Source organism: Tsuneonella sp. HG249, from assembly GCF_053819205.1.
In genome coordinates this window covers 2,382,975-2,407,895 of sequence record NZ_JBSOQY010000001.1, presented here as the reverse complement: position 1 = coordinate 2,407,895, position 24,921 = coordinate 2,382,975, and the positions used below count along the sequence as shown (strand labels likewise).

General features: G+C 65.9%; 22 protein-coding genes and 1 tRNA gene. 10 read left to right on the top strand and 13 right to left on the bottom strand.

Annotated elements, in window-relative coordinates; genetic code table 11:
• Positions 1 to 95: 95 nt before the first annotated feature.
• On the bottom strand, positions 96 to 1,631 hold the full coding sequence (locus ACWPM1_RS12005) for a hypothetical protein (protein ID WP_455695065.1): 1,536 nt from the start codon (positions 1,629 to 1,631) through the stop codon (positions 96 to 98).
• Positions 1,632 to 1,906: 275 nt separating this feature from the next.
• Between ACWPM1_RS12005 and ACWPM1_RS12000 the strand changes: the two genes are divergently transcribed.
• From ACWPM1_RS12000 to ACWPM1_RS11975, 6 genes are all read left to right on the top strand, one after another.
• Positions 1,907 to 3,592 carry a hypothetical protein gene (locus ACWPM1_RS12000; RefSeq protein WP_455695064.1) on the top strand — a complete coding sequence of 562 codons (1,686 nt, stop codon included), beginning with the start codon at positions 1,907 to 1,909 and terminating at the stop codon, positions 3,590 to 3,592.
• A gap of 53 nt (positions 3,593 to 3,645) precedes the next feature.
• Positions 3,646 to 4,554: a DMT family transporter gene (locus tag ACWPM1_RS11995; protein WP_455695063.1), complete on the top strand. Its 909-nt coding sequence runs from the start codon at positions 3,646 to 3,648 to the stop codon at positions 4,552 to 4,554.
• A 31-nt stretch (positions 4,555 to 4,585) separates the two neighbouring features.
• Entirely contained in the window at positions 4,586 to 4,936 is a 351-nt protein-coding gene (locus ACWPM1_RS11990) for a ribbon-helix-helix protein, CopG family (protein WP_455695062.1), read from the top strand.
• A complete protein-coding gene (locus ACWPM1_RS11985; RefSeq protein WP_455695061.1) occupies positions 4,933 to 5,301 on the top strand; it encodes a PIN domain-containing protein in 369 nt (122 codons plus the stop codon). Before ACWPM1_RS11990 ends, ACWPM1_RS11985 begins: the two co-directional genes overlap by 4 nt.
• Positions 5,302 to 5,317: 16 nt before the next feature.
• On the top strand, positions 5,318 to 7,141 hold the full coding sequence (gene glmS, locus ACWPM1_RS11980) for a glutamine--fructose-6-phosphate transaminase (isomerizing) (protein ID WP_455695060.1): 1,824 nt from the start codon (positions 5,318 to 5,320) through the stop codon (positions 7,139 to 7,141).
• Between the two features lie 97 nt (positions 7,142 to 7,238).
• Positions 7,239 to 9,602: a putative bifunctional diguanylate cyclase/phosphodiesterase gene (locus ACWPM1_RS11975; RefSeq protein WP_455695059.1), complete on the top strand. Its 2,364-nt coding sequence runs from the start codon at positions 7,239 to 7,241 to the stop codon at positions 9,600 to 9,602.
• Between the two features lie 3 nt (positions 9,603 to 9,605).
• Here the strand turns inward: ACWPM1_RS11975 and purQ are convergent, their stop codons facing one another.
• From purQ to ACWPM1_RS11960, 3 genes are all read right to left on the bottom strand, one after another.
• Positions 9,606 to 10,283, bottom strand: coding sequence for a phosphoribosylformylglycinamidine synthase subunit PurQ (gene purQ, locus ACWPM1_RS11970; protein WP_455695058.1), 678 nt, complete (start codon positions 10,281 to 10,283; stop codon positions 9,606 to 9,608).
• The gene (gene purS, locus ACWPM1_RS11965) at positions 10,283 to 10,522 is read right to left on the bottom strand and encodes a phosphoribosylformylglycinamidine synthase subunit PurS (RefSeq protein ID WP_455695057.1); all 240 of its coding nucleotides are present in this window, start codon (positions 10,520 to 10,522) and stop codon (positions 10,283 to 10,285) included. Before purS ends, purQ begins: the two co-directional genes overlap by 1 nt.
• Before the next feature lie 71 nt (positions 10,523 to 10,593).
• On the bottom strand, positions 10,594 to 13,419 hold the full coding sequence (locus ACWPM1_RS11960) for a M16 family metallopeptidase (protein ID WP_455695056.1): 2,826 nt from the start codon (positions 13,417 to 13,419) through the stop codon (positions 10,594 to 10,596).
• A gap of 52 nt (positions 13,420 to 13,471) precedes the next feature.
• Between ACWPM1_RS11960 and ACWPM1_RS11955 the strand changes: the two genes are divergently transcribed.
• Positions 13,472 to 14,350 (top strand): diacylglycerol/lipid kinase family protein, encoded by an 879-nt coding sequence (locus tag ACWPM1_RS11955; protein ID WP_455695055.1) that lies wholly within the window; start codon positions 13,472 to 13,474, stop codon positions 14,348 to 14,350.
• A gap of 23 nt (positions 14,351 to 14,373) precedes the next feature.
• Here the strand turns inward: ACWPM1_RS11955 and purC are convergent, their stop codons facing one another.
• Positions 14,374 to 15,180: a phosphoribosylaminoimidazolesuccinocarboxamide synthase gene (purC, locus tag ACWPM1_RS11950; protein ID WP_455695054.1), complete on the bottom strand. Its 807-nt coding sequence runs from the start codon at positions 15,178 to 15,180 to the stop codon at positions 14,374 to 14,376.
• 285 nt (positions 15,181 to 15,465) lie between these two features.
• Between purC and ACWPM1_RS11945 the strand changes: the two genes are divergently transcribed.
• Positions 15,466 to 15,921, top strand: a complete 456-nt coding sequence (locus ACWPM1_RS11945; protein WP_455695053.1) for a YaiI/YqxD family protein — start codon at positions 15,466 to 15,468, stop codon at positions 15,919 to 15,921.
• A 12-nt stretch (positions 15,922 to 15,933) separates the two neighbouring features.
• Here ACWPM1_RS11945 and ACWPM1_RS11940 read toward each other — a convergent pair whose 3' ends face one another.
• Genes ACWPM1_RS11940 through ACWPM1_RS11930 form a run of 3 tightly spaced genes read right to left on the bottom strand, consistent with a single transcriptional unit; the run spans position 15,934 to position 17,935 of the window.
• Positions 15,934 to 16,500, bottom strand: coding sequence for an N-acetyltransferase family protein (locus tag ACWPM1_RS11940; RefSeq protein WP_455695052.1), 567 nt, complete (start codon positions 16,498 to 16,500; stop codon positions 15,934 to 15,936).
• Positions 16,497 to 17,561, bottom strand: a complete 1,065-nt coding sequence (locus tag ACWPM1_RS11935; RefSeq protein WP_455695051.1) for an alpha/beta fold hydrolase — start codon at positions 17,559 to 17,561, stop codon at positions 16,497 to 16,499. Before ACWPM1_RS11935 ends, ACWPM1_RS11940 begins: the two co-directional genes overlap by 4 nt.
• Positions 17,561 to 17,935 carry a hypothetical protein gene (locus tag ACWPM1_RS11930; protein ID WP_455695050.1) on the bottom strand — a complete coding sequence of 125 codons (375 nt, stop codon included), beginning with the start codon at positions 17,933 to 17,935 and terminating at the stop codon, positions 17,561 to 17,563. Before ACWPM1_RS11930 ends, ACWPM1_RS11935 begins: the two co-directional genes overlap by 1 nt.
• A gap of 100 nt (positions 17,936 to 18,035) precedes the next feature.
• Between ACWPM1_RS11930 and ACWPM1_RS11925 the strand changes: the two genes are divergently transcribed.
• Entirely contained in the window at positions 18,036 to 19,568 is a 1,533-nt protein-coding gene (locus ACWPM1_RS11925; RefSeq protein WP_455695049.1) for an MFS transporter, read from the top strand.
• A 17-nt stretch (positions 19,569 to 19,585) separates the two neighbouring features.
• Here ACWPM1_RS11925 and ACWPM1_RS11920 read toward each other — a convergent pair.
• From ACWPM1_RS11920 to infA, 5 genes are all read right to left on the bottom strand, one after another.
• Positions 19,586 to 19,661, bottom strand: a tRNA-Phe gene (locus ACWPM1_RS11920).
• A gap of 84 nt (positions 19,662 to 19,745) precedes the next feature.
• The gene (locus ACWPM1_RS11915; protein WP_455695048.1) at positions 19,746 to 19,919 is read right to left on the bottom strand and encodes a DNA gyrase inhibitor YacG; all 174 of its coding nucleotides are present in this window, start codon (positions 19,917 to 19,919) and stop codon (positions 19,746 to 19,748) included.
• Positions 19,916 to 20,872, bottom strand: a complete 957-nt coding sequence (locus ACWPM1_RS11910) for a ribonuclease (protein WP_455695047.1) — start codon at positions 20,870 to 20,872, stop codon at positions 19,916 to 19,918. The genes ACWPM1_RS11915 and ACWPM1_RS11910 overlap by 4 nt, the downstream gene beginning before the upstream one ends.
• Positions 20,873 to 20,882: 10 nt before the next feature.
• Positions 20,883 to 21,464 carry a Maf family protein gene (locus ACWPM1_RS11905; protein WP_455695046.1) on the bottom strand — a complete coding sequence of 194 codons (582 nt, stop codon included), beginning with the start codon at positions 21,462 to 21,464 and terminating at the stop codon, positions 20,883 to 20,885.
• Positions 21,465 to 21,479: 15 nt separating this feature from the next.
• The gene (gene infA / locus ACWPM1_RS11900) at positions 21,480 to 21,725 is read right to left on the bottom strand and encodes a translation initiation factor IF-1 (protein ID WP_067681512.1); all 246 of its coding nucleotides are present in this window, start codon (positions 21,723 to 21,725) and stop codon (positions 21,480 to 21,482) included.
• 248 nt (positions 21,726 to 21,973) lie between these two features.
• Between infA and ACWPM1_RS11895 the strand changes: the two genes are divergently transcribed.
• Positions 21,974 to 24,871, top strand: coding sequence for a TonB-dependent receptor plug domain-containing protein (locus tag ACWPM1_RS11895; RefSeq protein WP_455695045.1), 2,898 nt, complete (start codon positions 21,974 to 21,976; stop codon positions 24,869 to 24,871).
• The last annotated feature ends 50 nt before the right edge of the window (positions 24,872 to 24,921 follow it).

Sequence of the window (24,921 nt, the reverse complement as noted above, 5' to 3'; positions counted from 1 at the left end):
GGCGGCTCGCTTCATCGGCGCGCGAGACCTCGCACACGCGGTGCGAACGCCGCCTTCCGATACAAAGTGAATAAGTTGGAAAGGTTGTTTTTTTCCTAAGGCTGCTGGGCCGTCAGCCGCGTAAAGGGTCGCCGGTGCGCGATGCAGGGCGGCAGGCTCTGCGAAATTTCGGGCGCATTAGGACCCACCAAATACAAATTGTGAGCTTGCCCATCGTAGCCGGCGGGAATTTCCGCGACGGGCTGGATCAAGTTGGGGTCAAAGCCCCTGATCCTTCGATCGCTCAGGAGATAGAACTGCCCGTGCCGCGCGACTTCGGCCTTCAGGTAACGCTGAAGCCGCGCCGGTTTCGTCAGCCGGGTCCGGTGGTTCCACTTCATGGCGCTCATCATGCAATGCTCCCCAGTCTGCTCGAAATCGATCCCGGTCAGCGTCGAGACCACGGGCGAGCGGAAATCGGGCCAGGCCATCCAATGCTTGTCCGCAAGGCCCAGGCGCTCGATCTCGGCGGCGGCCTCCGGGGCGGTGTTGAACGGCAGCGCGAGGTTGATTGCGGCAGTGGCCAGGCCGCAGGCGGCCGAGACTGCCAGCCACAGGCGAAAGCCAGGCTGCGGCACTTCGCCTCGCTCGCGGCGAAACCACGCGAAGACGATGACCAGCAGCGCGATCAGCATGAGGTGACGAATGGCCAGCGGGTAAACGACCATCGAGAACACGAAGGTCAGCCCGATGAAACCGAACAAGAGCAGCCGCTGGAAGCGGTCGCCCTGCGTGGTCGTCCAGCATAGCAGGAGGAACGGTATCCACAGTATGCCCGCTAGCGGAAACGGCGGCGCGTTCCACGTTGCCACCAGGCCGCCCTGGAAGGGCAGCGCGAGCGCTCCGAGGTTCGAAACATAACCGAGGAAATCTTGTGCAAAGCCGCTGCTTTGGACCGCCGGAATAATGTCTTCCGCCGGGCGGACCGACCAAGCGGCGAGCAGTCCGAGCCCCAGCCACAGCAGAGCGCCCGGCCAGAACAGTTGGCGCTCCCGAAGCTTGAGCAGCACGAGAATGCCGGAGATCACCCCGAACAGGAAATCGCACATCGGCAGCAATGCGATCACCAGCCACACCCAGCGGCTGCGCCAGTACGCCGTGGCCACGACGATCAGCGCGACGCCGAGTGTCATGCTGCGCGACAGGGTCAGGAAATCGAACAGCACGAACGTCGACAGCGCGATCAGGAGCCGCTCGGCGCGGGTGAATGGACTGCGGAACAGGATGCAGGCTTGGGTGATCGCAGCGAGCGCCGCGGCGAGCACCGGGAGCGTAGCCAAGGGCTCCATTACATGCGCTAGCCCGCGCAGGATGAGGTAGAAAAGCGGAGGATGTCCTTCGTAGCGCAGCCACGCGAACAGGGTCGCGAGGTCCGGCGCTTCGACGGCGAGTTGCACGGCCTGCACCTCGTCGAGCCATGGCCGGTGCCCGGCGATCAACAGTGCCTGGAGCGCGAAGACGAAGGTGACGGCGCCAAGCCATACGGCGGGCCGCGTCAGCCGGGCGTCGATGGCGCGCAGCCACCCAGTGTTGGCCGAACGCGCCGCGCGCCAGCGTGGCCAGCGTAGCAATTGCCCTGTCAGACTGGTCATGCGCCCCCCGGCCGCTTGGCCCCGACGGCGATCTAAGGCGACATCGTTAACGGGCGGTAACCATAACGCGCGGAAAATCGTGGATAATTGGACCGTCGGCGCTCACCGCCCGCGGCAGCTCCCGGGCACGCGGTACCGCGGTGAGGCAATATTAACCACAATTGGCGAAGAAGGACCCGATGAGCGGACCCTCGGGATCATTTGCCGCGGCTGGCGCCGAACCCACCACGGCGGGGGTTGAGAGTCTTCTGGGAACCGGCGCACGAGTTGCCGCGATGCGTATCGCCGCGCTTCTGATCGTCCTCCTTGCCGCGATGGCGAGCAGGCCGATCCGCGAGACGCTGCCGCACTACTTTCTCTACCGCCAGGACCTGCCGGTCATAGTACTGCTCTTGGTGACCTTGCTGGGGCTCGCCCTCATGCCGGTTCGCGGGGGCCGAACCGTCGCCGCGCCTTCGAGCCGGCTTACTGCGTGGACGGCGGGGGGGGCGGCAGCGGCTCTCATCGCCGTCGGGTTAGCGGGTCACTACCTCGTGCTGTGTGGCTACGCGTTCAGTCGCGACGAGCAAATGGCCCTGTTCGATGCAGAGATATTCGCCGGGGGCCATTTCGCGGCTTCTCTGCCGGATCTATGGCGCCCCTATCATTCCGCGCTCAACGTCTTCTTCATTCCGGAATCGGCGGTCGGCACCGGATGGTTCTCGATCTATCGCCCCGTCAACGCGGCACTGCATGCCCTGGTAGGCTTCGTCGCGGACCCGGCGTGGGCCAGCCCGCTGCTCACTGCGGCGGGATTGCTGGCGACCTGGCGCGTAGCGCGCCGCGTTCTCCCGGGCGATAATGAAAGCCAGCTGGTCGCGATCCTGCTTTACGCGACCAGCACGCAAGTGCTGGCGACCGCGATGACCAGCTACGCGATGGCCGGCCACCTCGCGTTCAACATGATCTGGCTTGCGCTGCTACTTCACGATCGCTGGTATTCGCACGCTGCCGCGATCGGCGTGGGGTTCCTTGCCATCGGCCTTCATCAGCCCGCGTACCATCCGATGTTTGCGGGGCCGTTCCTGTTTTTCTGTCTGGTCATGCGACGACGCTGGGGCCTGTCGGGGATTTACGCGCTGGCGTATGCCGCGGGGGTCGTAGCCTGGGGCAAGTACACTGCGCTGCCCCTCGGCGAGCTTGGTGTGTCCGGCAAGCCGCAGGATGTGGATTCATTCCTGCTCACGCGCCTGTGGTGGGCGATTTCGGAGATCTCGCCGGCGTACTTGTGGACACAGGCGGCCAACCTCGTGCGTCTCGCCGCCTGGCAGAACCTGCTGCTAGTGCCGTTGCTGCTGGCTGGGCTTGGTCCCGCACTGCGTTCGCGCGATCCAGTGCTCCTCGGCGCGGTGGCGGCGCTGGCGGTCCTGGTCATCTTCAAGCTCGTCTTGCGCCCTTACCAAGGGCACGGTTGGGGGTTCCGTTACATGCACGGCCTAGTCGGTGTAGCCTGTCTCATCGCGGCCCTCGGCTGGCGCGACCTGCGCACCAAGCTTGCCCTCGATCGGCGTCACCTCGCAGCGGCCACCGGGGCCACTTTGTTCATCGCGATGCCGTGGCTGTTGTGGCAGGCGCACCACTTCTCCGGGCTTTTCGCCGAGGTGGACCGAAGCATCGCGGCCACTAACTCCGACCTGGTGATCGTTGACGATACCGCTCCGGAATTCACGGCGGACCTCGTCTACAACCCGCCGTACCTGGACCGCCGCCCGATCCGTTTGCTGGCGAGCCGGATTGAAGGCGGTGAGTTGGCGAGGCTTTGTTCCGACCGCACCATCGCATTCGTTGACGCCGAACGTCTCGCACCGATCACCGACGAGCTCGGCCGGCCGGAAGTGCCAGCGGGTGGCCTGGTCCCCGATCTCGCTCGCGCCGCGGCGAAGGCGGGCTGTACGGTGGTTCCCCTAGCGCCCTCGCCCTGACGGGCATCAAGCCGGTGGCAACACAAGGCAGGGTGCCCTAGAGGCCTGCGGCGATGGGCCGCGAGCATCACCGACCTGAGGATCGCGGCGGCGGCCTGCTATTCGCGCTGCTCGGCTTCGTGCTGCTCTCCTGCGGTGACGCGGTAGTCAAATCGATGGCGGGGCAGTGGGCTCCAACCGCGATCGCGGCATTGCGATACGGGGTTGCCGCGGTCGCGCTGTCGGCCCTGTTGCTGGTGCGCGAAGGGCCCGCCGGGTTGGCGGTGCCCCGCCCGCGATTGCAGCTTCTCCGCGGGTTGAGCGTGGCAGTCGCGACGGTGACCTTCTTTTCTTCGCTGCTGATCATGCCGCTGGCTGAAGCCACCACAATCGTGTTCGTCAGCCCCCTGATAACCGGTCTTCTCGCCCCAGTCTTCCTCAAGGAGCGGGCAAGCGCGGCGACCTGGATCGCATGCGCGATCGCTTTTGCCGGGGTGATGATCGTACTGCGCCCAAATCTCGTCGAGACGGGTTTTGCGGCGTTGCTGCCGCTGGTGTCCGCCTTTGCGATGAGCACCCTGTTCATGGCCAATCGCGCGGCGGCGGGACAGGCGAGCCCACTCGCCATGCAGGCAGTCCTCGCGTTAGCGGCGCTACCCATCCTGCTGATGGCGACTCTCGTGGGGCACTATTCCGGGGTTGAAGCCCTGGTGGTGAGCGTGCCTTCGGTACACGTCATGGTGAAATGCGCGGTGGTCGCAGCGAGCGCGAGTACGGCGCATTGGCTGATCTATCTGGGCACGACGCGTTCCGGCGCGGCGAGCGTCGCACCCATGACTTACGTCCAGCTGTTGGTCGCGACGAGCCTCGGGTGGTGGTTCTTCGGGGACCGACCGGATGGCGCAACGCTGTTGGGCGCGGTGGTCGTCATCGGTTCGGGGCTGTTTCTTTGGCGCTCGAATTTGCGCAGGCGGGCGAGTTGACGGCGATATCGCAATATCATATCATGATATCATGACTCGTATCCTGGCGGATCTTCCTGACGACGATATTCGATGGCTCGATCGCTTGGCCGAAGAGCAGGGCAAATCACGCGCGGCCATATTGCGCGAAGCCGTGTCCTCCTATCGCGGGGAGACGGCGCGCGACGGGATCGAAAAATTCTTCGGGATTTGGCAGGATCGCTCGGACATCGGTGACGCCGTCGAGTGGCAACGCCGCGAACGCGCAGGCAACGCCCGGCCGTGGGATCCCGACTACGAAGCTGCGCGATCCGAGTTTCCGGATCTGTTCGACCCGGAGGACGACCGCGAGCATGACAGGCACAAGGCCTGGCTTGCCGGGAAAGCGGCGCGGCGCCCATGACCGAAGCTGTGTTTGACAGCAACATCGTGATCGATGCCTTGCGCGGGGTGCGAGAGGCGCAGGCGGAGCTGGTCCGCTATTCGCAACGTTACATCAGCCGGGTGACATGGATCGAAGTCATGGCCGGCGCCTTGCCCGACGACGGCAAGCGGGCGGAAGCCTATCTCGATCACTTTCGCATTGTCGAGGTCAGCGAAGAAGTGGCTCGGCAAGCGGCGGTCTTGCGTTCGCAGCGCCTTCGTCTGAGGGCCCTCGACGCCATCGTCCTGGCCTCCGCGCAGAGCACCGGCCGCATTCTCGTCACCCGCAACACCAAGGATTTCCCGGCCAACATGCCGGGCGTCCGCGTCCCCTATACTCTTTGAAGGAATACGAAGCAGCATGTGCGGAATCATCGGCATCGCCGGCAGGGAAGAAGTCGCGGACCGGCTGGTCGACGGGCTCCGGCGAATGGAATACCGCGGCTACGACAGTGCGGGCGTCTGCACGCTGTTCGATGGCGCACTGGTGCGCCGGCGGGCAGAAGGGAAGCTGGCGAACCTCGTGCGCGAACTCGCCGCGCATCCGGCTCCTGGCCAAGTGGGCATTGCTCACACCCGCTGGGCGACCCACGGCGCACCAACGGCGCACAACGCGCACCCGCATGCCACCCAGCATGTCGCGCTGGTGCACAATGGGATCATCGAAAACTTCAAGCCGCTGCGCGACGAACTCACCGCCAAAGGCCGGAAGCTCGAGAGCGAGACCGACAGCGAGGTGGTGGCGCACCTGATATCCGAGGAGGTCGAGAAGGGCGCTTCGCCGGAAGATGCGGTCAAGACCGTGCTTCCGCGCCTCCGGGGTGCATTCGCTCTGGCAATTGCCTTCCGCGACCACCCTGACATGCTCATCGGCGCGCGGCTCGGCTCTCCGCTGGTGATCGGCTACGGCGAAGGGGAGACTTATCTCGGTTCCGACGCGCTCGCGTTAGCGCCGCTGACCCAGCGCATCGCTTACCTCGATGAAGGCGATTGGGTGGTCATCAACCGTGACGGCGCGCAGGTCTACGACGCCGAGAACACCCCGGTCACGCGCGAGATCACCACATCGGGCGCGTCTGCGGCAGCAGTCGAGAAGGGCAATTACCGGCACTTCATGCAGAAGGAAATCTTCGAGCAGCCGACCGTCGTGGCGCAGACCCTCAAAAGCTACGTCCATCAGGCCGACAACCGCGTGGCGCTGCCGCAGATCGATTTCGACCTCTCGTCGATCCGACGGGTGACGATCGTTGCGTGCGGCACCTCCTACTATGCGGGAATGGTGGCCAAGTACTGGTTCGAAACGTTTGCCCGGGTGCCGGTCGACATCGATGTGGCCAGTGAGTTCCGTTATCGCGACCCGGTACTGGAGCAGGGCGGCCTTGCCCTATTCATCAGCCAGAGCGGCGAAACCGCCGACACGCTCGCCGCACTCCGCCTTTGCAAGGAACGCGGCCAGACGATCGCAGTGGTGGTTAATGTGCCGACCAGTTCGATGGCGCGCGAGGCCGACTTGCTGCTGCCGACCCATGCCGGCCCCGAAATCGGCGTGGCCAGCACCAAGGCCTTTACCTGCCAGCTTGCGGTGCTCGCCGCGCTCGCCGCGCACCTCGCGGTGAAAAAAGGCAGGATGAACCGCGCCGAGGAGCAGGAAGTGGTGCGACACCTGCTCGAAGCGCCGGCCGCGCTCAACGCCGCTCTCGATCACGACGAGGATATCGCGGGAATGGCATACCTCATCGCCCCGGCGCGCGACGTGCTCTACCTCGGGCGAGGCCCCGACTATCCGCTGGCGCTCGAAGGGGCGCTGAAGCTGAAGGAAATCAGCTATATCCATGCCGAGGGTTATGCATCCGGCGAGATGAAACACGGCCCGATCGCACTGATCGACGAGGCGGTCCCGGTGATTGTCCTCGCGCCTTCCGGTCCCTTGTTCGAGAAGACGGTTTCGAACATGCAGGAAGTGCGCGCACGGGGCGGCAAGATCGTGCTGATCAGCGATGAAAAGGGCCTGGAGGAGGCCGGCGAGGGTTGCCTGGCGACGATCCAGATGCCCAAGGTCCACCCACTCATCGCGCCATTGGTGTATGCCGTGCCGGTGCAATTGCTGGCTTACCACGTCGCATGCGCGAAGGGCACCGACGTCGACCAGCCGCGCAACCTGGCAAAGTCGGTCACAGTCGAATGAGCGACTTGGTTAATTCCAGGTTCCTGCGGAGCTGAATTTTATCGTTTTGATAAAAGGATTTACGGTCGAATAACCTTTTCCCCGGTAAAGCTTGGGGGTGACCGATCGCACCATTCCTGCGCCCGAAGTGCCGGCGGACCTGCCGCTGCTAGCGATCCTCGGTCTGAGGGATCCCGAGGGCGACGACTGGGCGCGCTTGCGCGGGCTGCAGTACGCGCAACTGATCAAGACCGTGCGGCTGCGTGTGGCTATGCACGCGGCCTGCGCCTTGCTCGCGATCGGTATCTACGCGGGCACGGCGCCGCTCTGGCTGATCGCGATGTTCGTGATCGCACTCGGTGGCGGGCTGATGATCAACGTCCGCTCCAACGTCGGGGTCGCCGAGGGGGATCGGCCCCGAGTCACCCGCGAGGAAATGAACCGCAAGGGCGTGGCGACGTTCATCGTCGCGCTAGCTTGGTGCATCCCGATCGTCGGGTTCGGCCTATTCGGCGACAATGCCGACCGGGCCGGCCTAGGGATGCTCATCTGCGTGCTGCTCGCGGGATCATCGCTGGCGCTCGGAGCCGCACCGCTGGCCACCGTGGTGATGGGGGTCGTCACGACGCTTGCCACGGTCGCCTGCTTCCTGTGGTTTGGCCAGTATCCTGCGGCGATAGGCATCGTGCTGATGCTCATTGCGGTGATCAGAGGTGTGGTGGTGGTGGCGCGAGTCCATCTCAACGCTTGCCTCGCCGAAGCCGGCAATGCCGAAAAGAGCGAAGTCGTATCGCTTCTGCTGCGTGAGTTCGAGGAGAACCAGGCCGACTGGCTGTGGCAAATCGACACGAACCGCCTCGTGCGCTCGGCGTCGCCCCGCTTCGCGTTCGCGCTGGGTCGCCCGATCGAGGAGGTCGAGGGCAAGCCGTTTCTCGAGCTGATCAGCGGCGAGGCGTGGTCCACCGGGCAATTCCCGGCGAGCCTGCACGACCTGGCGGAACGGCTGAAGCGGCGCGAGAGCTTTTCCAACTTGCTGGTCAAGGTCGCGATCGGCCGCGAGCACCGCTGGTGGGAGTTGTCCGGCACGCCGATGCTCGACGACAACGGCGCCTATCTCGGCATTCGCGGGGTCGGCTCCGACGTCACCGAACAGCGCGAATCGAGCGAGAAGATCGCCTACCTCGCGCGCTACGATACGCTTACCGGCCTGCCCAACCGGCTGATGCTGACGGAGGCGCTCGGCGATGCACTTCGCTACGCCGAGCAGTGGCGTACCCGTTGCGCCTTCCTGATGATCGACCTCGACCGGTTTAAGGCGGTGAACGATTCGCTCGGGCACCAGACCGGCGACAAGCTGCTCGCGCAGGTCTCGGCGCGGTTGAAGGCCCTGATGGGCGAGAACGAGCTGTGCGGTCGGCTCGGCGGCGACGAGTTCGCCATAGTCATCCGCGATGCGAGCGACCGCGGTTGCATCGAACGCGTGGCGAGAAGCGTCATCGCACGCCTGTCGCAGCCATACGAGGTCGATCATCATACCCTCTATGTCGGTGCCAGCGTCGGCTCCGCCGTCGGGCCGCGCGACGGGCAGAGCGTGGAAGAATTGATGCGCAACGCCGACCTCGCGCTTTACCGCGCGAAGGACGACGGCGGCGGCGAGCATCGCAACTACGAGCCCGAACTCCACGCCAATGCCGAGGAACGGCGCCAGCTCGAATTCGCCCTCCGCCGCGCGCTCGAGAAGCGCGAGTTGGAATTGCACTATCAGCCGGTGGTCGACACTCTAACCGAGCAAGTCGTCAGCTTTGAAGCGCTGGTCCGCTGGAACAGTCCCGACCACGGCTCGGTCAGCCCGGGCAAGTTCGTGCCGATCGCCGAAGATACTCGCCTGATCGTGCCGATCGGAACCTGGGTCCTCGAACAAGCCTGCCGGGAGGCGACCCGCTGGCCCGAGCATGTCCGGATCGCGGTCAACGTTAGCCCGGAGCAGCTGTTCGAGCCGGACTTCGCGACCGCGGTGGTGCGCGCTCTCTCGAACAGCGGGCTGGAGGCCAGTCGCCTCGAGCTCGAGGTCACCGAGAGCATCTTCCTGCGTGATGCCAGCGTCGCGCGCAGCGCGCTGGAGCAGGTGATGGCGCTCGGCTGCACGGTGGCGCTCGACGATTTCGGTACCGGTTACTCATCGCTCGGCTACCTGCGTAAGATTCGCTTTTCGACAATCAAGGTCGATCGCAGCTTCGTCCAGGGAGCGGCGCAGGACAGCAAGGAAAGCCTTGCGATCATCCGTGCGGTCGTCGCGATGGCTGACAGCCTGGAGATGTCGACGACCGCCGAAGGGGTCGAGAACGAAGACCAAGCGGCGATGATCCGCCGCCTTGGCTGCACGAAGATACAAGGTTTCCACTTCGGCCGGCCGATGAAATCGGAGGACGCGCTGAAGCTGTTCCGCCGCCGGCCCGAGCTGCCCGAGCGCCTGCGTGCCTAACCGCTAGGCGTGTACTAGCGCGCCGACCGCGCTTTCGAACAGCGCCCGCCCATCGGTCCCGCCGAGCTCCGGCTCGATCGCGCGCTCGGGGTGGGGCATCATCCCTAGCACGTTGCCGTTGGCATTGAGGATGCCCGCGATGCGCCGCTGCGAGCCGTTGCACTCGTCGGCGTAGCGCAAGGCTACTCGGCCTTCTCCCTCCAGCCGATCGAGGGTCGCTTCGTCGGCGAAATAGTTGCCATCGTGGTGCGCAACGGGAAGGGTGATCGCCGCCCCCGCTTCGTAGCCGGCGGTGAATAGCGACTGGTTGTTCTCAACCGTCAGCGGAGCGGCCCGGCAGGTGAAGTTCAATTGCGCATTGCGCATCAGCGCGCCGGGAAGCAGTTCGCTTTCAGTGAGCACCTGGAAGCCATTGCACACACCCAGCACCGGCACGCCGCGCTCGGCAGCCTCCACGACCGAACGCATCACCGGGCTACGGCTCGCGATCGCGCCGCAGCGCAGGTAGTCCCCGTAGGAAAAGCCGCCGGGCACCGCGATGAAGTCGAGGCCGGGCGGCAATTCGGCATCGCCGTGCCACACTCGGAGCGCGGGGACGCCCGAGACTTTCTGGAGCGCCACCGCCATATCGCGATCGCAGTTCGATCCGGGGAAAGTTATGACCGCGCCGCGGAACGCCATCACGCGGTCTCCATCTTCTCGATGCGATAGTTCTCGATCACCATGTTGGCGAGGAGCTTGCGGCACATCTCGTCGAGCGACACGTCGCTGGTGCCGTCGGCGATGTCGAGCTCGATCAGCCGTCCGACGCGGACGTCCTCGACCCCTTCGAAGCCGAGACCTTCGAGCGCGTGATGCACGGCGCGGCCCTGCGGGTCGAGCACCCCGGGCTTCAGGCTGACGTAAACGCGGACTTTCATGGCGGTGGCGGCCCTTCGTGATGGCGGGGACGCGCGCAGCCTATGGCGAAAGGGTGCTGCGCCGACAAGCGCTAGCCGCCGGTTTTGCCCGCCGGTAGCGCAAGGACCTCTACGGCTGCCGACGGCGCGAGATACCGTGCGGCGGTTGCCCGCAGGTCGGCAGGGGTGATGTTCGTCAGCAGGGCCTTTGCGGAGAGGAAACGATCGATGCGGAATGCTTCGCTCTGCGCCCTTGCGGCGAGCCGCATCCAGCCGCCGTTGGTCTTGAGCGCGTTGTCGTAGCCTTCGAGCAGGGGCCGGCGGGCCCGGTCGAGCGTGTCGGCGCCCACCGGCTCGCGTCCAAGCCGCTCGATTACCGCCTGTAGCGCCTGGCGCGTGGGATCGACGTCGTCCACGTCCACTGACGCGGCGAGGCTGAAGGTGCCGTAGCCATCCCAGACCGACGACGGCGCGCTGCTGGCGGAAGGCGAGTAGGCCTTGCCGAGCTTCTCGCGCAGTTCTTCGGTCAGTTCGATGCGGACAACGCGCTCGAGGAGTTCCATGCGCTCCACCTCGAGGTGGTCGCTGTCGTCGACGGTCGGCCAGGTCCACTGCAGCAGCGCCTGGTCCGCTTCGCCAGTGTGGGAGACGGTGCGCGGCGAGCGGTCCGCGGTGAAGCCGCGCTGCCGCTCGGCGTCGCGAGGTAGGAAGTCCGCTTCGCGTGCCGGTAGCGCCCCGAGCGTCTTGCCGACCATCGCGACCGCGGCAGCCTCGTCGATGTCGCCGACGAGCGCAAGTTCGATGGCGCCGCTGGCAAGCCGATCGCCGATTGCGGCGCGCAGCTTCTCGAAGCTGAGCTTCTGGTAGTCGCTTTCCGGCTGGACGGTGAAACGCGGATCGCTGTCGGAAAGAATACCGCCGAGGGCCGAGCCGAGGGCGCCGCCGGGAGTCGCGTCCTTGCGCTTGAACCAGTTCGAGATCTCGCGCCGATAGCGGATTTCGCCCTCGCGGCGATATCCCGGGTCGGTCAGGGCGGCGGCGATCAGCTGGAGCTGCAACTCGAGATCGCGCGGGGTCGTCCCGCCTCCACTGACGAAAGTATCGCCGGCGGTGGCGAGAGCGAAACCGACGGTGCGTCCCGCCAGCACGCTTTCGAGTTCGTCCTGCGAGTGTTTTCCGAGACCGCCGGCAGTAAGCGATCCCACCATCGCGGTCGCCAGCGGGTTGTCGCGCGTGTCGAGCAGCGACCCGCCGTCGAGATTGAGCTGGAAGCGCACCCGGTCGGTCTCGAGCGCGGTCTTCTTCAGGTTGAGTCGCACGCCGTTGGTGAAGCGGATCATGCGGATGCCTGTGCGTGGTTCCACTTCGTGGGTGACCACTGCACCGGGCGCGCCGAAGTCGGTGTAGGCGAACGACGCCGCGGCCGCTTGCGCCGGAGCGGCTAGCTTCTCCGCCATCGCGGTGTTCCACGCGCTGCGCAGCGCCTCGGCTCCGCCTTCGGGGGCGACCCGGCCCTGAAAGCGGATAAGCGGATCATCCAGCGGCGCGGCGTCCGCCCGCAGCGCGGCGAGCACGGCGTCGGGGGTGATCGAGGGCGCAAATGCTTCGAACCGTTGAAGCGCGCTCTCGGGCGTGGAGGGGACCATGTCGTCGTCCAGAAGCTGCTCGACCACGTTCACGAGTGTTGCGTTGCTGCGGGTTGCCGCGGACGCTGCTGCGTTCTGCGCATTCTGACGGTCGCGCGCCAACTGCTCCGCGATCTCGGCCTCCGAGAATCCGAATTCGAGCGCGCGGCGCCATTCGCGCGCGGCCACCGCGAGGCCATCTGCCCATCGCCCGTCGACCGCGTCGACTATCAGGTTAGTCGCCCGTGCATCCTCGAAGACTTTGCCGGTGCCGAAGCCGGCAGCGCGATAGGGAGCATCTTCGCCCCGTGCGATCGTCTCCAGGCGTCGATTGAGCGCCCGGTAGCCGATTGAGCGCAGGAGGTTCAGTCGTCGTTGCGCGACGGTGTCCGGTTCGTCGATCCACTTCGAGAGGCGGGTGACCGTAACCCGCTCCGATAGCGCCGGGTCGAGGTAGATGTCGGTTTCTCCGCTGAGGGAGAGGTCGACCGGTCCCGTCGCCGGCGGCGCCGGCGCCGGAGCCGGCTTCCAGTTGCCGAAGCGCGCGGCGACTGCCCGTTCCACGGTCGGCACGTCGATCGCGCCGATAACGACCAAGGTCGCGTTCGCGGGAACGTAGGCGCGCCGATAGAACTCGCGAAGCTTCGCTGCATCGGCCGCGCGCAGGGTCGCGTCGGTGCCGATCGGCAGACGGCTGGCGAAGCGCGCGCCGGGCGTCGAGAAGGCCCACTCGTCCTCCAATTCCTTGAGCGCATAGTTCGTGCGATCGCGCTTTTCGGCGAGGATCACGCCTCGCTCCCTCTCGACCGCCTCGTCGGAGATCGTGAGTTCGCTTGCCGTCTCGCGCATGATCATCAGCGCCGTATCGATCAGTTTCGGGTCGTTCCTCGGCAGGTCGAGCTTGTATGTGGTCGTCTCGAACCCGGTCGAGGCGTTGGTGTCGGCGCCGAAGGCCAATCCTTCGCGCTCAAGCAGCTTGACCATCTCGCCTTCCGGGACGTTCTTCGATCCGTTAAACGCCATGTGTTCGAGGTAGTGAGCTAGCCCGCGCTCCTCGTCGCGCTCTTCCAGGGATCCCGAACCGATGCGCAGGCGCATGAGCACGGTATCTTCCGGCGTGTGGTTCTCGCGCAAGACGTAGCGCATCCCGTTGGGAAGCTCGCCGAACGTGAAGGCCGGATCGACCGGCACGTCGCTCTCTTCGAAGGCCCAAGTGGCTTCGGGCCCGGCAGTCTGTGCGAGGACCGGTGCGGCAGTGGCAAGGAAAAACGGCAGGAGGAACATCGACTTCATGCAGTGCTCCTTGCCCCGTTCGCCTGAACGGAGCAACAACGCGCGCAATCCCATGAATGTCGATCTTGTCTACAACCCTGCCGCGGGCAGCTATCGCGCCAAGCGGCTGGCCGACTTGAGGCGCGCTCTCGAGCGGAAGGGCGCGGCCGTCCGCGAGGTGCCGTCCGCCCGCAACTGGGATCCGGCGAACGATCCGCCCGACCTCGTCTGCGTCCACGGAGGTGACGGCACGCTGCGCGACGCTGTGCAGGCGCTCGGGCCTATGGCGGGCGAAATTCCGTTGTGCATCGCGCCTTCGGGCACGATCAACCTCGTGGCCCGCGAGATCGGCTATCCGCGCGAACCGGAAGCGTTGGCCGAGCTGGTGTTCGCCGCTTGGGCGCGGGGACCGGGAAGCTGGCTACATGCGCCGCTCTACACGCTAGGCGAGCTGCCCGTGGTAGCCTGCCTATCGATCGGGCCGGACAGCCACGCGGTGGCCGACGTCTCGAGCGCGCTCAAGCGGCGGATAGGGCGGTTGGCTTACGGGGTCGCGATGATGCGGCTGCTCCGTCGCTGGCCGCAGGAGACGATGACCGTTCGCGGCGAGACGACGGATGGCGAGCGCTTCGAATGCGAGGCCGGTGCGGTCGTTGCCAGCCATGGCGCGCACTACGCAGGCTCATTCCGGCTCAGCCCGCGCGCAGCGCTCAAGGCGGATTCAGTTGAACTGATCGTTCTTCGGCGGTCGAGCCGCTGGGCGACCCTCGCGTTTACCGCGGCCGCGCTGCTGCGGCTGCCCCTCGACCGCCTCGGCCTTGCCGACATCCGCAGCGTGCGGCGCGTCGAGTTCGACCGGTGCGTCAGCCCCGTGCAGGTTGACGGCGATCATATCCCCGATTGCGCCTACGCCATCGGGCCGAGCGGACTAAGCCTGCATTACGTCGTTTAGGCCCTTGCTCGAAGGACGGCCGGCTACTTCTTCGGCTTGGACGAAGTGCGCAGGCGCGAGCGGTGAGCGCTCATGTCAAACACCTCCCCGGGGCCGCCGTTGTCGTCCTGCAGTAGGCCAAGCCTGCGCGCGACTTCCTGATAGGCCTCGCTCTCGCCACCGAGATCGCGGCGGAAGCGGTCCTTGTCGAGCTTTTCGCCGGTGACCATGTCCCACAGGCGGCAGCCGTCGGGGCTGATCTCGTCGGCCAGGATGGTGCGGCTGAAGTCGCCGTCCCAGATGCGCCCGAACTCGAGCTTGAAGTCGACCAGGCGAATGCCGATCGCGGCGAACATACCGCTCATGAAGTCGTTGATGCGGATCGCCATGCTGGAGATGTCCTGCATTTCCTCGTGGCTCGCCCAGTTGAAGCAGGCGATCTCCTCTTCGGAAATGAACGGATCGCCGAGAGCGTCGTCCTTGTAGCAATACTCGATAAGCGTGTGGGGCAGCGGCTCGCCTTCCTCGATGCCGAGGCGCTTCGAGAGCGAGCCGGCAGCGATGTTGCGAACAATCACCTCAATCGGGATGATCTCGACCTGGCGCACGAGCTGTTCGCGCATGTTGAGGCGGCGGATGAAATGCGTCGGGATTCCGATGTGGGCGAGGCGGGTGAAAACATATTCGCTGATGCGATTGTTGATCACGCCCTTGCCGTTGATCGTGCCCTTCTTCTGGGCGTTGAAGGCGGTTGCGTCGTCCTTGAAGTACTGGATCAGGGTGCCCGGCTCGGGGCCTTCGTAGAGGATTTTGGCCTTGCCTTCGTAAACCTGGCGGCGGCGGGAGGACATCAGAGCGCTTCCTTCTCGGTAGCGGAAAAACGAGGCGCCCCGGCAGGCGGGTCCGGGTGACTCGCGAGGCCGGGGCGTGTGCGCGCGCCATAGGCAAAAGGCCGCGGGAACGCAACGTCATGCCCCCGGGAGACGCCTCGAGCGTGCATGCGCCGGGCGGCGTGCTAAGGCGGGCCCCATGACAAGCGTGTGGATCGCAACACCCGCCCGGCTGACAGGCGTTGGGCAAAGAGGGATCACCCGGCTGTTTCGGCGCTCGAAGCGATCGGTGTTCGAGGCGCAGGCATGAGCAAGGACGTGAAGATTCTCGTCGATGCCGATGCGTGCCCGGTGAAGGATGAGATTTACCGCGTCGCGAGCCGATACCGCGTTCCGGTGACCATCGTCAGCAACGCCCTCATCCGCATTCCAAACGACCCTTTGGTCAGCCGCATGGTCGTCAGCGATGCCTTCGACGCCGCGGACGACTGGATCGCCGAAGCGGCCGGACCGGACAGCGTGGTGGTGACCGCGGACATCCTGCTGGCGAAGCGTTGTCTCGACGCCGGCGCAACCGTGCTCGGCCCGACCGGCAAGGCTTTCACGAGCGCTTCGATCGGCGGAGTCATCGCTACGCGGGCCATCATGGCCGATCTGCGCGCGGGCGGGGAACAACTCGGCGGACCGGCGCCCTTTGCCAAGGCCGACCGGTCGCGCTTCCTGCAAGCGCTCGACACCAGCTTGGTGCGCTTGCTCCGCTAGTGGCGCGCGGTTTTAAGGCGCTACTTCGCCGAACGCACTTCGCCGGGCCGTCTCGTGTACTGGGTCGAGGTAGAGAAGCGCCAGGTCGTGCAGGCGGCCGTCGCTGTCGCGGACTTGGTCCCGCAGAAGTGCCTCGGCGCGAAAGCCGCACTCCTCGAACAAAGTGATTGCGCCCTTCTGGTCTGGCGTCATGCGCGCGGTCAGTTTGCCGGCGCCGAGCGCGCAAACCCGCTCGATCGCGCCATCGAGCAGGCGCCGACCAAGTCCCTTATTGCGATGGCCCGCTGCCACCAGCAGACGAATGTCCCATACGTGGCGCGACCAACTGAGGGCGTCTGACAGCGCCGCCACGGTGGCGATGATTTCGCCCTTTGAAAGCGCGATCAGGCTGACGATCCCACCTTCCTCCACCCCCTCGACCCAAGCCTGGAGCACGCGTGGTTCGCGGATGTCACGGGCCAAGAACAGCAGGTCGTGAGGAGGAACGGCAGCGGCAAACCGCGCCAATGCCGGCAGGTCGGAGCACGTCGGCACGCGGATCGCAACGGAGTCGCCATCGAGATCGAGTTCGTCAGTCAAACGCTTTTTTCTCCCAGCCATGCGTCGAGCTTCGGCCACATGCGCTTGACCGCATTGGGGCCCGCGATGAGGCTGACGTGACCACCCTTCAACACGACCTGCTCCTTGTCGGACGACCCGATCATGTCGATCAGCGGTGCCGAAGCTGCGGTGGTGACGATGTGGTCGTGCTCGGCGGTCACGTGCAGGAAGGGGCACGTTATCTGGTCAAGCTGGACCGGACGCCCGCCGATCTTCAGGCTGCCGTCCATCAGGCGATTGCACCATACAAGTTCCTTGGTCGTCTCGCGAAAATACTCCCCCGCCAGGGGCAGCATGTCATTGCTCCAGCGGTCGAACATCCGGTGCGATTTTACGAATTCGTCGTCCCACAGGTTGTCGATAAGACGGAAGTTTGAACCCGCGCGCCCGCCCGGGCGGAGCATGTCGAATGCCGTCAGCAGCATTTCTGCCGGCGCTAGTCCGAGCGTGTCGACCAGCCGGTCGACATCGAAGTAGCGTTCGTCCGACCAAGCCTGGAAAAGCGTCATCGCTTTGAAGTCGACCGGCGTGGTGAACACGACGAGGTTCTTGGGGCCGGCGTCTGGGTTCAGCCCCGACCAGAGCACGGAGAGCACGCCGCCCATGCAATAGCCGATCAGGCTGACGTCGCCCTCGCCAGTAGCGCGTTGTACCTCCGCGATGGCGCCGCCGAGGAAATCCTCCACGTAGCTCTTAAGCGATAGGCCGCGATCGTCCGGACGCGGCGCTTCCCAGTCGAGCATGAACACGTCGTAACCGCGCAGCAACAGGAACTCGACGAGGCTCTGGCCCGGCACCATGTCGAAAATGTAGCCGCGGTTGGTCGTCGCCATCACCAGCAGCACCGGCACCCGGTACACTTCGTCGACGAGCGGATGGTAGTGGTAGAGCCGCATCGGACCGCGCAAGACGATGGTGTCCTTCGCGCTCGCGCCGAGGACGGGGGCCGGGGAGGCGAGATACTCGAGCCCGCGCAGGTTGCGCTGGATCGCTCGCTCGACCTCGGTCCGGGTCCGCTCGAGGATCGCCGCGGTTGCCATCAGGCCGTCGGCGGCTTGCGTGTGCGCCGCACCGCCGGGCGGCTGGGAGCGGGATCGTCCGCGCGCAAACGGTCTTCGATCCGACCCAGCGCAGCCTCTACCGCGGCCAGACGCTGACCGAGGGCATCGATATCGGCCTTGCTTGGAAGGTTCGCCGCAGCAAGCACGCGCGCGCTGGCTTCCTTCGACGCGGCCTGCATGCTCAGCGCCGCGCCAGTGATTCCCTGCATGGCCTGTGCCGCTTCCGGCTTGGCAAGCCATTCAGTGCCGTGCTCGTTGGCGAGCTTTTCCCACTGCGCCGCCCACTGGCGGGCGAGGGCAAGCGGATCGAAAACAGCGTCTTCCTTCATCCCGACATAACTTTCGCGCTTCATTCGACGACGTCAAGCGCGGCGAGCGCAGGCGGTCGTCGGACAATCTCGTTGAACGGCGCCAGCACACCTCTTACGCCCCGCCGCGACAACTGGAGGCGGAATGGGGGGAGAAACAATCATCGGCGAGCGCGCGGCCTGGTTTTGGGCCGGTTGCGCTGCGATCAGCGCAGGCGTGCTGCTGCACCTGCCAATGCTCGCTGAGGCGCATTTGATGGGCAATCACTTGGTCGGCATGCCGATGGATCGGGCGATGTACTTCGGGATGGCGTTAATCGCCCTCGGAGTTCCGCTCGCCTGTTTCGGTGCGTTCCCGAAGCGCAGGCCGCGCCATGCCGACGACGCCGGCACAAGCTACGAAGCGCCGGATTTGACGCCGTTGAACCGTTGGCACGGTAGCGTTCTATTGGTGCTCACGCTCGGGTTGGTGATCGACACCATGAAGCCCGCGACGCTCGGCTTCGTATTACCCGGAATGCGCGACGAGTACGGCATTTCGCCGGCAATCTCTGCACTATTACCGCTGTCGGCGCTCATCGGCACGACTGTGGGGTCGTTCCTCTGGGGCTGGATCGCCGACAGCTACGGACGGCGGGTGTCGATCCTGCTGTCGACGATCCTGTTCGTATCGACCTCGATCTGCGGCGCCATGCCGGCGTTCGAGTGGAACATCGTGATGTGCTTCCTGATGGGCGCGTCGGCCGGCGGCATGTTGCCGGTGGTTTATACCTTGCTCGCCGAGGTGATGCCGCCCCGCCACCGCAGCTGGGTGCTGGTGCTGGTCGGCGGGACGGGGCTTGTCGGCGGCTTTCTCGCGGCGAGCGCCGCGGCGCATGCCTTCGAACCGGCGTTCGGCTGGCGCGCGCTGTGGCTACAGGGATTTCCCACGGGCTTGCTTCTGCTGGCTCTCGCGCGGTTCATCCCCGAATCCCCACGCTTTCTTGCCGAGCAAGGGCGGCTTGCCGAACTCGCGCGCATGGAGACCCGCTTCGGCATCGCGCCCCGGCCCCGTGTGGCCGCGCCCGACGACGCGCCGGTCGCTCATCAGCGGCACGCTCGGCTCACCGTCGCGCTGACGCTGGTCGCGCTATCGTGGAGCTTCATCAATTTCGGATTGCTGCTGTGGCTGCCAAGCGATCTCCAGGCGCGCGGGTACTCCTCGCAACTCGCCAGCGGGATAATTGCTAGCTCCGCGCTGATTGCGTTGCCGACTGTGATGGCAGCGGCCTGGCTTTACAGTCGCTGGAGTAGCAAGTGGACGCTCGTCGGAACGATCATCCTCACGCTGGCGGGGCTGGCCGGGGCCTTGCTACCGGCCGCCACTTTGGCGTGGCCGCCTATCCTGCTGGCGGTCATCGCAATGCTAGTCGTGGGCACCAACGGCATGATCGCAGTACTGCTGCCATACGCGGCGGAGAATTACCCCCTCGGCTCGCGCGGACGCGGGACGGGCCTGATAGCGGGAAGCAGCAAGTTCGGCGGCGTCGCGGTCCAGCTGTTTGCGCTTACCGGGATGATACCGACGCTGGGCGGCGCGGCGCTGGCACTTCTGCTGCCGATGGCGGCCTCGAGCGCGATGGTCGCCTGGGCCGGCCGCGAGACGCGCGGCCGCAGCTTGAGGGAGCTGGAAGCCTAGCTGCAGATTGACGTTAGTGGTGCCTCGGGGCGGATTCGAACCACCGACACTGCGATTTTCAGTCGCATGCTCTACCAACTGAGCTACCGAGGCAGGCACTGCGCGAAGGCCCGTCGGGGGCGCTTAGCGGTTGGCGAGGCGGCGCTATGGCGGGGCCGGGGCGGCTTGGCAAGGCCCTCAATCGAGCGCGCGATCGATGTCCTCGGGGTCGGCCGGAGGACCGGGGACGGAGTATCCGTCGGAGAACCACCGGACGAGGTCACGGTCCTTGCACCGGGTCGAGCAGAACGGCGCGTGGGTCTCGCTGCGGGGCTTGCGGCAGATCGGGCAGGGGCGGTGGGTCGCGCTCATAGCGGGACGATCTGGGCATGGCCGCCCGTCGATGCAAGCGACGGATCGGGAGCGAGACGAACGCTGCGCCCGGCCCGCCGTCCCAGCTCGGCGAGCCAATCTGGGCCGATCCTGTCGAGCACTCGGGGGGCCGCGGTCAATGCGATGGCGCCCGCGCGGTCGAGCAATTCGCCCTGCCGCAGCAGCAGCCGCGCGGCGGCATCCGCTGGCTGGAACCGCAGCCGGTGAAGTATCGACGGTCGCTCGCTTCGGGCGACCAGTTGCACGAAGCCGAACCCGTTCATCGCCGTGCGCTCGTGGTCCCAGTGGGAGAGCGCCACGCCGAGCGCGGCATCGACAGACTTGCGGTCACCCCGAGCGGTAAGCGTCGGAAAGTCGATCCCTAAGGAGCCCGCCAAGGCGAAGCGGTCGATGGCCCACGCGATCGGTTCAACGGCGGCGAGCGCGAGCTCGCGCGGAGGGAGGTGGCCGTCGACGTCCACCAACGTCATGGCTGCTGTCGGCGCAAAATGGAGCGAGCCGCCAGGGAAATCCACCACGCCGTCGGCCGCTTCGGCCCAGATTTCCTGCCATGCATCGTCCGGGAAGTGTCGAACGACCTCGGCTTCGAGTGTTTCGGCGAGCGTCGGCGCATCCCGGCATTCGCCAGCGGTGGGCCGGGCTTGCGCAAGCTTCCCGCGGCGATCTTCGCGAAAGGCCGCCCTGGACACTTCGAGGCGAAGAGTCTGGCCCTCGGTGATTCCGCCCGGCAGATGATCGACCAGCGCTTCCTCGCCACTTTCAAAGCGGGCCCGCCCGCGCGCCGATCCCCGCGCGCGTTCGACCAGGACCGCATCGGCTACGAGACCGGGCTCCAATTCCCCCAGCCAGCGCATGCGTGCCGCGACCGCTCGCCCGTTTTCGTAGCGGAGCGCACGTTCCTCGCCGATGCCCTGCTCGACGATCCAGCTCATCGGGCCAAGGTCATGGGATGGCGAAGCCTGCCGCCTGCAGGATCGCGCGGGTCTCGAACAGGGGCAGGCCGACCACGCCTGAGTGGCTGCCGGCGATCCAGGCGATCAAGCCCTCGGCCGCACCCTGGATGGCATAGCCGCCCGCCTTGCCGCGCCACTCGCCGCCCGTGAGATAGGAATCGATCTCGCTAGTGGAGAGGCGCTTGAAGCGTACCTGCGTCTCGCTCAGTCGCTCGCGCACCCTGCCGTCCGGCGCGCGCAGGGCGATGGCTGAGAACACCCGGTGCCGGCGGCCCGAAAGGAGCTCGAGACATTGGCGTGCGACTGCCTCGTCTTCGGCCTTGGGAAGAATACGCCGACCTGCGGCGACCACGGTATCTCCAGCGAGCACGAAGGCTTGGCGATCGGCGGCCGCGGAGGCCTTCTCGCGCGCCATCCGCGCCGCATATACACGAGGAAGCTCCGTCTTGATCGGCGTTTCGTCGATGTCGGCTGAGACTACTCGTGCTGGCTCAACACCGAGCCGCGCGAGTAAGTCGCGGCGGCGGGGGCTAGCGGAGGCCAGGATCAGCGAGGGTGCTAAGTCGGGCATACCTGCCCAGGCAGCTTATTGCGGCCCCGGGCCGCCGCGTCCCGGCATGAAGCGGTAGGTTATGCGCCCCTTGGTGAGGTCATAGGGCGTCAGTTCGACAAGCACTTCGTCACCCGTCAACACGCGAATGCGGTTCTTCCGCATCTTGCCCGCAGTGTGTCCGAGGATTTCGTGGCCGTTCTCGAGCTCTACCCGGAACATCGCGTTCGGCAGCAGCTCCACCACTCGTCCGCGCATTTCGAGGAGTTCTTCTTTGGCCATGTAGCTCGTCGGTTCCTTGTCGTGAGGTCGAATTGGCCGCGGCCCATATACGGCGGCGGCGGAAAAGGGAAGCGCGCCCTGTTCGCGGGCGGTTGGTCAGGCACGGGAAAGGTTTGCGCGACAAATCATTACGCGGGGAAGGGTTGTCCGGATCGTCCGCCCTGCGCCATGCAGGTTGCGGGAGGGACGACTGCAACCAATTGACGAAGGGTCCGACCTCCTTGCGCTTCTTTCATACCATCTCGCTGATGGCGCTTGCTAGCGCCGGAGCCGCCGCCGCCCAGGAAGCGCCGCCGGTCGAGCAGACCACACCGGCGGCAGCCGACGATATCGATGGCAGCGGCGAGATCGTCGTCGTCGCTACCCGCATTCCCGGTCAGGTGCAGACCGACAGCCCGCCGGTGCTCGAGTTGAACGAAGAGGAGGTCGCGGCTTACGGCGCGACTTCTATCGCCGATCTTGTCAATCAGCTCGCGCCTCAGACGGGCTCCGGCCGCGGGCGGGGCGGCCGTCCGGTGTTCCTGGTTAACGGGCAGCGGGTGTCGGGCTTTCGCGAATTCAGCCGGTTCCCACCCGAGGCGATCCGCAAGGTCGAAGTGCTGCCCGAGGAAGTCGCGCTCCAATTCGGCTATCCGCCCGACGCGCGGGTCATCAACTTCATTCTGAAGGACAATTTCGCCAGCCGCGAGATCGAGGCAGAATACGGCATGCCGACAGCCGGCGGCACTGGTACCGGCCAACTCGAAGCGTCGTTGCTGACCATCGACGGTGCCCGCCGGGTCAACGTCGGGGTCGATTACCAGCGCACCAGCCTGCTAACCGAGGCAGAGCGGGATGTGGTCCAGACGACGACAGTCCCGTCAGAAGTAATCGCGGCCGGGCTTGATCCGGCCGACTACCGCGCGTTAGTCGCCAGGCGCGAAAGCGTGACCGGAAACGCCACTGTGACCCAGGGTCTTGGCGAGTTGGGCTCGGGCGGTCAGCTGACGCTCAGCGGAGAAGTCGGCCGCTCCGTCACGCGCTCGCTATCGGGAATTGACACCGTCGACCTCGCACCCATCGAACGACGCAGCGAGACCGATACCTATTCGTTGGGCAGTGCCTTCAACCGCGCGCTTGGCGCCTGGCGTCTGTCAGCCACGCTGGACGCGACGCGGACCGACAGCGACAGCCGCCGCGATATCTCCAACGGCGTGGGTGCCGATCGCGCACTCAGCCGGGTTTGGTCGGCGACCCAGAAGAACACCCTCTCGGGCAGCCCGTTCCGTTTGCCGGGGGGAGAAGCCAACCTGACGTTCGACGCCGGCTACGATTGGACGCGGATCGAAAGCAGCGATACCCGCACGATCGAACGGACGCAGCTAACCCGCGGTAACGTCAACGGCGGGGCTAGTCTCAGCTTGCCGATTACAAGCACCCGCGAAGGTTTCCTCGACGCGATCGGCGACGTCTCAGTGAACCTCGGTGGTGGGGTGGACCACCTGTCCGACTTCGGCACACTGACCGACTGGAATGCCGGGCTCAACTGGCGTCCAACCGAACGGCTGGCGCTGCAGGGTAGCTACGTCGTGCGCGAAGCGGCCCCGGGCCTGAGCCAGCTGGGTAGCCCGCAGATCGTCGACGTCAACGTGCCGGTCTACGACTTCGCCACCGGGCAGACAGCGCTCGCCACCGTCACCACCGGTGGCAACCCGGATCTTCTCGCCGAGACCCAGCGGGACCTCAAGCTGTCGGCCAGCTACGACCTGGACCTGTTCGACCGCGCGAACATCCTCGTCGAGTATTTCCGCAACAACTCGAACGACACGACTGAGAGCTTTCCGTTGCTCACGCCCGCGGTGGAGCAGGCTTTCCCGGAACGCGTGACGCGCGGGGCCGACGGTACGCTCTTGGCGGTCGATCGGCGCCCGGTCACTTTCGCCGAGCGGTCTTCGTCCCGGATCCGCTACGGTTTCAATGTGTTCGGCCGGGTCGGCAAGCCCGCACCCGAGGGTCGGGGCGGGGGGGGGCGAGGGTTTCGCGGGTTTATGGCGGCCGCGCAGCCGGCTCCGGCGGATGCCCCTTCTGGTCCGGGTACGAACTCCGGTGATGCTCAGGGCACGCGCGGCGGGGGCCAGTTCGACGCCGGACAGTTCGACCAGATGCGAGTGAAGTTCTGCGCCACTCCCGCGGGCGAGAACCCCGATCTCATTGGCATGCCGGAGCGCATGCTTGAGCGGCTGAAGGGAGAGGACGGCCAACTCGACCCCGCCAAGATCGCCGCCCTGCGCAAGCGCTTCTGCAATGCCGACGGCACGCCCAACCTGAACAGCGGGCCGCGGCGGTTCGACCCGGCGCAGTTCGGCGCCCTGCGGGCGGCACTAGCGTGCGGCGTCGAAGGCAAGGAACCCGACCTCGCCGCGCTTCCTCCCGAGGCGGCGGCCCGCTTGAAGGGCCCAGATGGCACGATCGACCCCGCGCGCCTTTCCGAATTGCGTACCCGAATCTGCGCCATTCCCGCCGGCGACATACAAGGTCAGCGGGGTCCAAGCGGCGGCGAAGGGCGGCGTCGCGGTGGCCAAGGCGCTGCCGTTGGCGGCTCGGGCACTGGCGGCCCGGGGGGCGGCGGCGGTTCTCGCGGAGGAATGCGGGGAATGATGGGTGGCGGCGGCGATGGTCAAGGCCGCTGGAACCTGTCGCTCTACCACTCGATCGAGCTGTCGAACCAGGCACAGATCGCACCGGGCAACCCACCGCTCGACCTCCTCGAGGGCGAGGCTTTGGGAGAGAGTGGGGTATCGCGGCATACGATCCAGCTCGAAGGCGGCGTGTTTTACAGAGGCATCGGCACGCGAGTGAGCGGCAACTACCGCAGCGGCTCGACCGTGCGGGGCAGCGACTTGCCCGGCGCGAGCGACTTGCGCTTCGGCGACCTCGTCACTTTCGATCTGCGGTCGTTCGTCAATCTGGAGCAACAAAAATGGCTTACGGGCAACGGAGACCCCGGGTTCTGGAAGGGCACCCGTTTCGGCGTCAGCGTGCGCAATCTGCTCGACACGCGCCAGCGGGTGACCGATGAAAGTGGCTCGGTGCCGCTGCGATACCAGCCCGGCCTCATCGATCCGGTCGGACGCTTCGTCGAGATTGAATTTCGCAAGATGTTCTGAGAGCGGCGGGCCTCACTCCTCGGCGTCATGGAAGAGACAACCTGCGCGGA

Bases quoted from the DNA above. Each gene is read 5' to 3' on its own strand.
- ACWPM1_RS12005 (WP_455695065.1), bottom strand. From the start codon at position 1,631: ATGACCAGTCTGACAGGGCAATTGCTACGCTGGCCACGCTGGCGCGCG.
- ACWPM1_RS12000 (WP_455695064.1), top strand. From the start codon at position 1,907: ATGCGTATCGCCGCGCTTCTGATCGTCCTCCTTGCCGCGATGGCGAGC.
- ACWPM1_RS11995 (WP_455695063.1), top strand. From the start codon at position 3,646: ATGGGCCGCGAGCATCACCGACCTGAGGATCGCGGCGGCGGCCTGCTA.
- ACWPM1_RS11990 (WP_455695062.1), top strand. From the start codon at position 4,586: ATGACTCGTATCCTGGCGGATCTTCCTGACGACGATATTCGATGGCTC.
- ACWPM1_RS11985 (WP_455695061.1), top strand. From the start codon at position 4,933: ATGACCGAAGCTGTGTTTGACAGCAACATCGTGATCGATGCCTTGCGC.
- glmS (WP_455695060.1), top strand. From the start codon at position 5,318: ATGTGCGGAATCATCGGCATCGCCGGCAGGGAAGAAGTCGCGGACCGG.
- purQ (WP_455695058.1), bottom strand. From the start codon at position 10,283: ATGGCGTTCCGCGGCGCGGTCATAACTTTCCCCGGATCGAACTGCGAT.
- purS (WP_455695057.1), bottom strand. From the start codon at position 10,522: ATGAAAGTCCGCGTTTACGTCAGCCTGAAGCCCGGGGTGCTCGACCCG.
- ACWPM1_RS11960 (WP_455695056.1), bottom strand. From the start codon at position 13,419: ATGAAGTCGATGTTCCTCCTGCCGTTTTTCCTTGCCACTGCCGCACCG.
- ACWPM1_RS11955 (WP_455695055.1), top strand. From the start codon at position 13,472: ATGAATGTCGATCTTGTCTACAACCCTGCCGCGGGCAGCTATCGCGCC.
- purC (WP_455695054.1), bottom strand. From the start codon at position 15,180: ATGTCCTCCCGCCGCCGCCAGGTTTACGAAGGCAAGGCCAAAATCCTC.
- ACWPM1_RS11945 (WP_455695053.1), top strand. From the start codon at position 15,466: ATGAGCAAGGACGTGAAGATTCTCGTCGATGCCGATGCGTGCCCGGTG.
- ACWPM1_RS11935 (WP_455695051.1), bottom strand. From the start codon at position 17,561: ATGGCAACCGCGGCGATCCTCGAGCGGACCCGGACCGAGGTCGAGCGA.
- ACWPM1_RS11930 (WP_455695050.1), bottom strand. From the start codon at position 17,935: ATGAAGCGCGAAAGTTATGTCGGGATGAAGGAAGACGCTGTTTTCGAT.
- ACWPM1_RS11925 (WP_455695049.1), top strand. From the start codon at position 18,036: ATGGGGGGAGAAACAATCATCGGCGAGCGCGCGGCCTGGTTTTGGGCC.
- ACWPM1_RS11915 (WP_455695048.1), bottom strand. From the start codon at position 19,919: ATGAGCGCGACCCACCGCCCCTGCCCGATCTGCCGCAAGCCCCGCAGC.
- ACWPM1_RS11910 (WP_455695047.1), bottom strand. From the start codon at position 20,872: ATGAGCTGGATCGTCGAGCAGGGCATCGGCGAGGAACGTGCGCTCCGC.
- ACWPM1_RS11905 (WP_455695046.1), bottom strand. From the start codon at position 21,464: ATGCCCGACTTAGCACCCTCGCTGATCCTGGCCTCCGCTAGCCCCCGC.
- infA (WP_067681512.1), bottom strand. From the start codon at position 21,725: ATGGCCAAAGAAGAACTCCTCGAAATGCGCGGACGAGTGGTGGAGCTG.
- ACWPM1_RS11895 (WP_455695045.1), top strand. From the start codon at position 21,974: ATGGCGCTTGCTAGCGCCGGAGCCGCCGCCGCCCAGGAAGCGCCGCCG.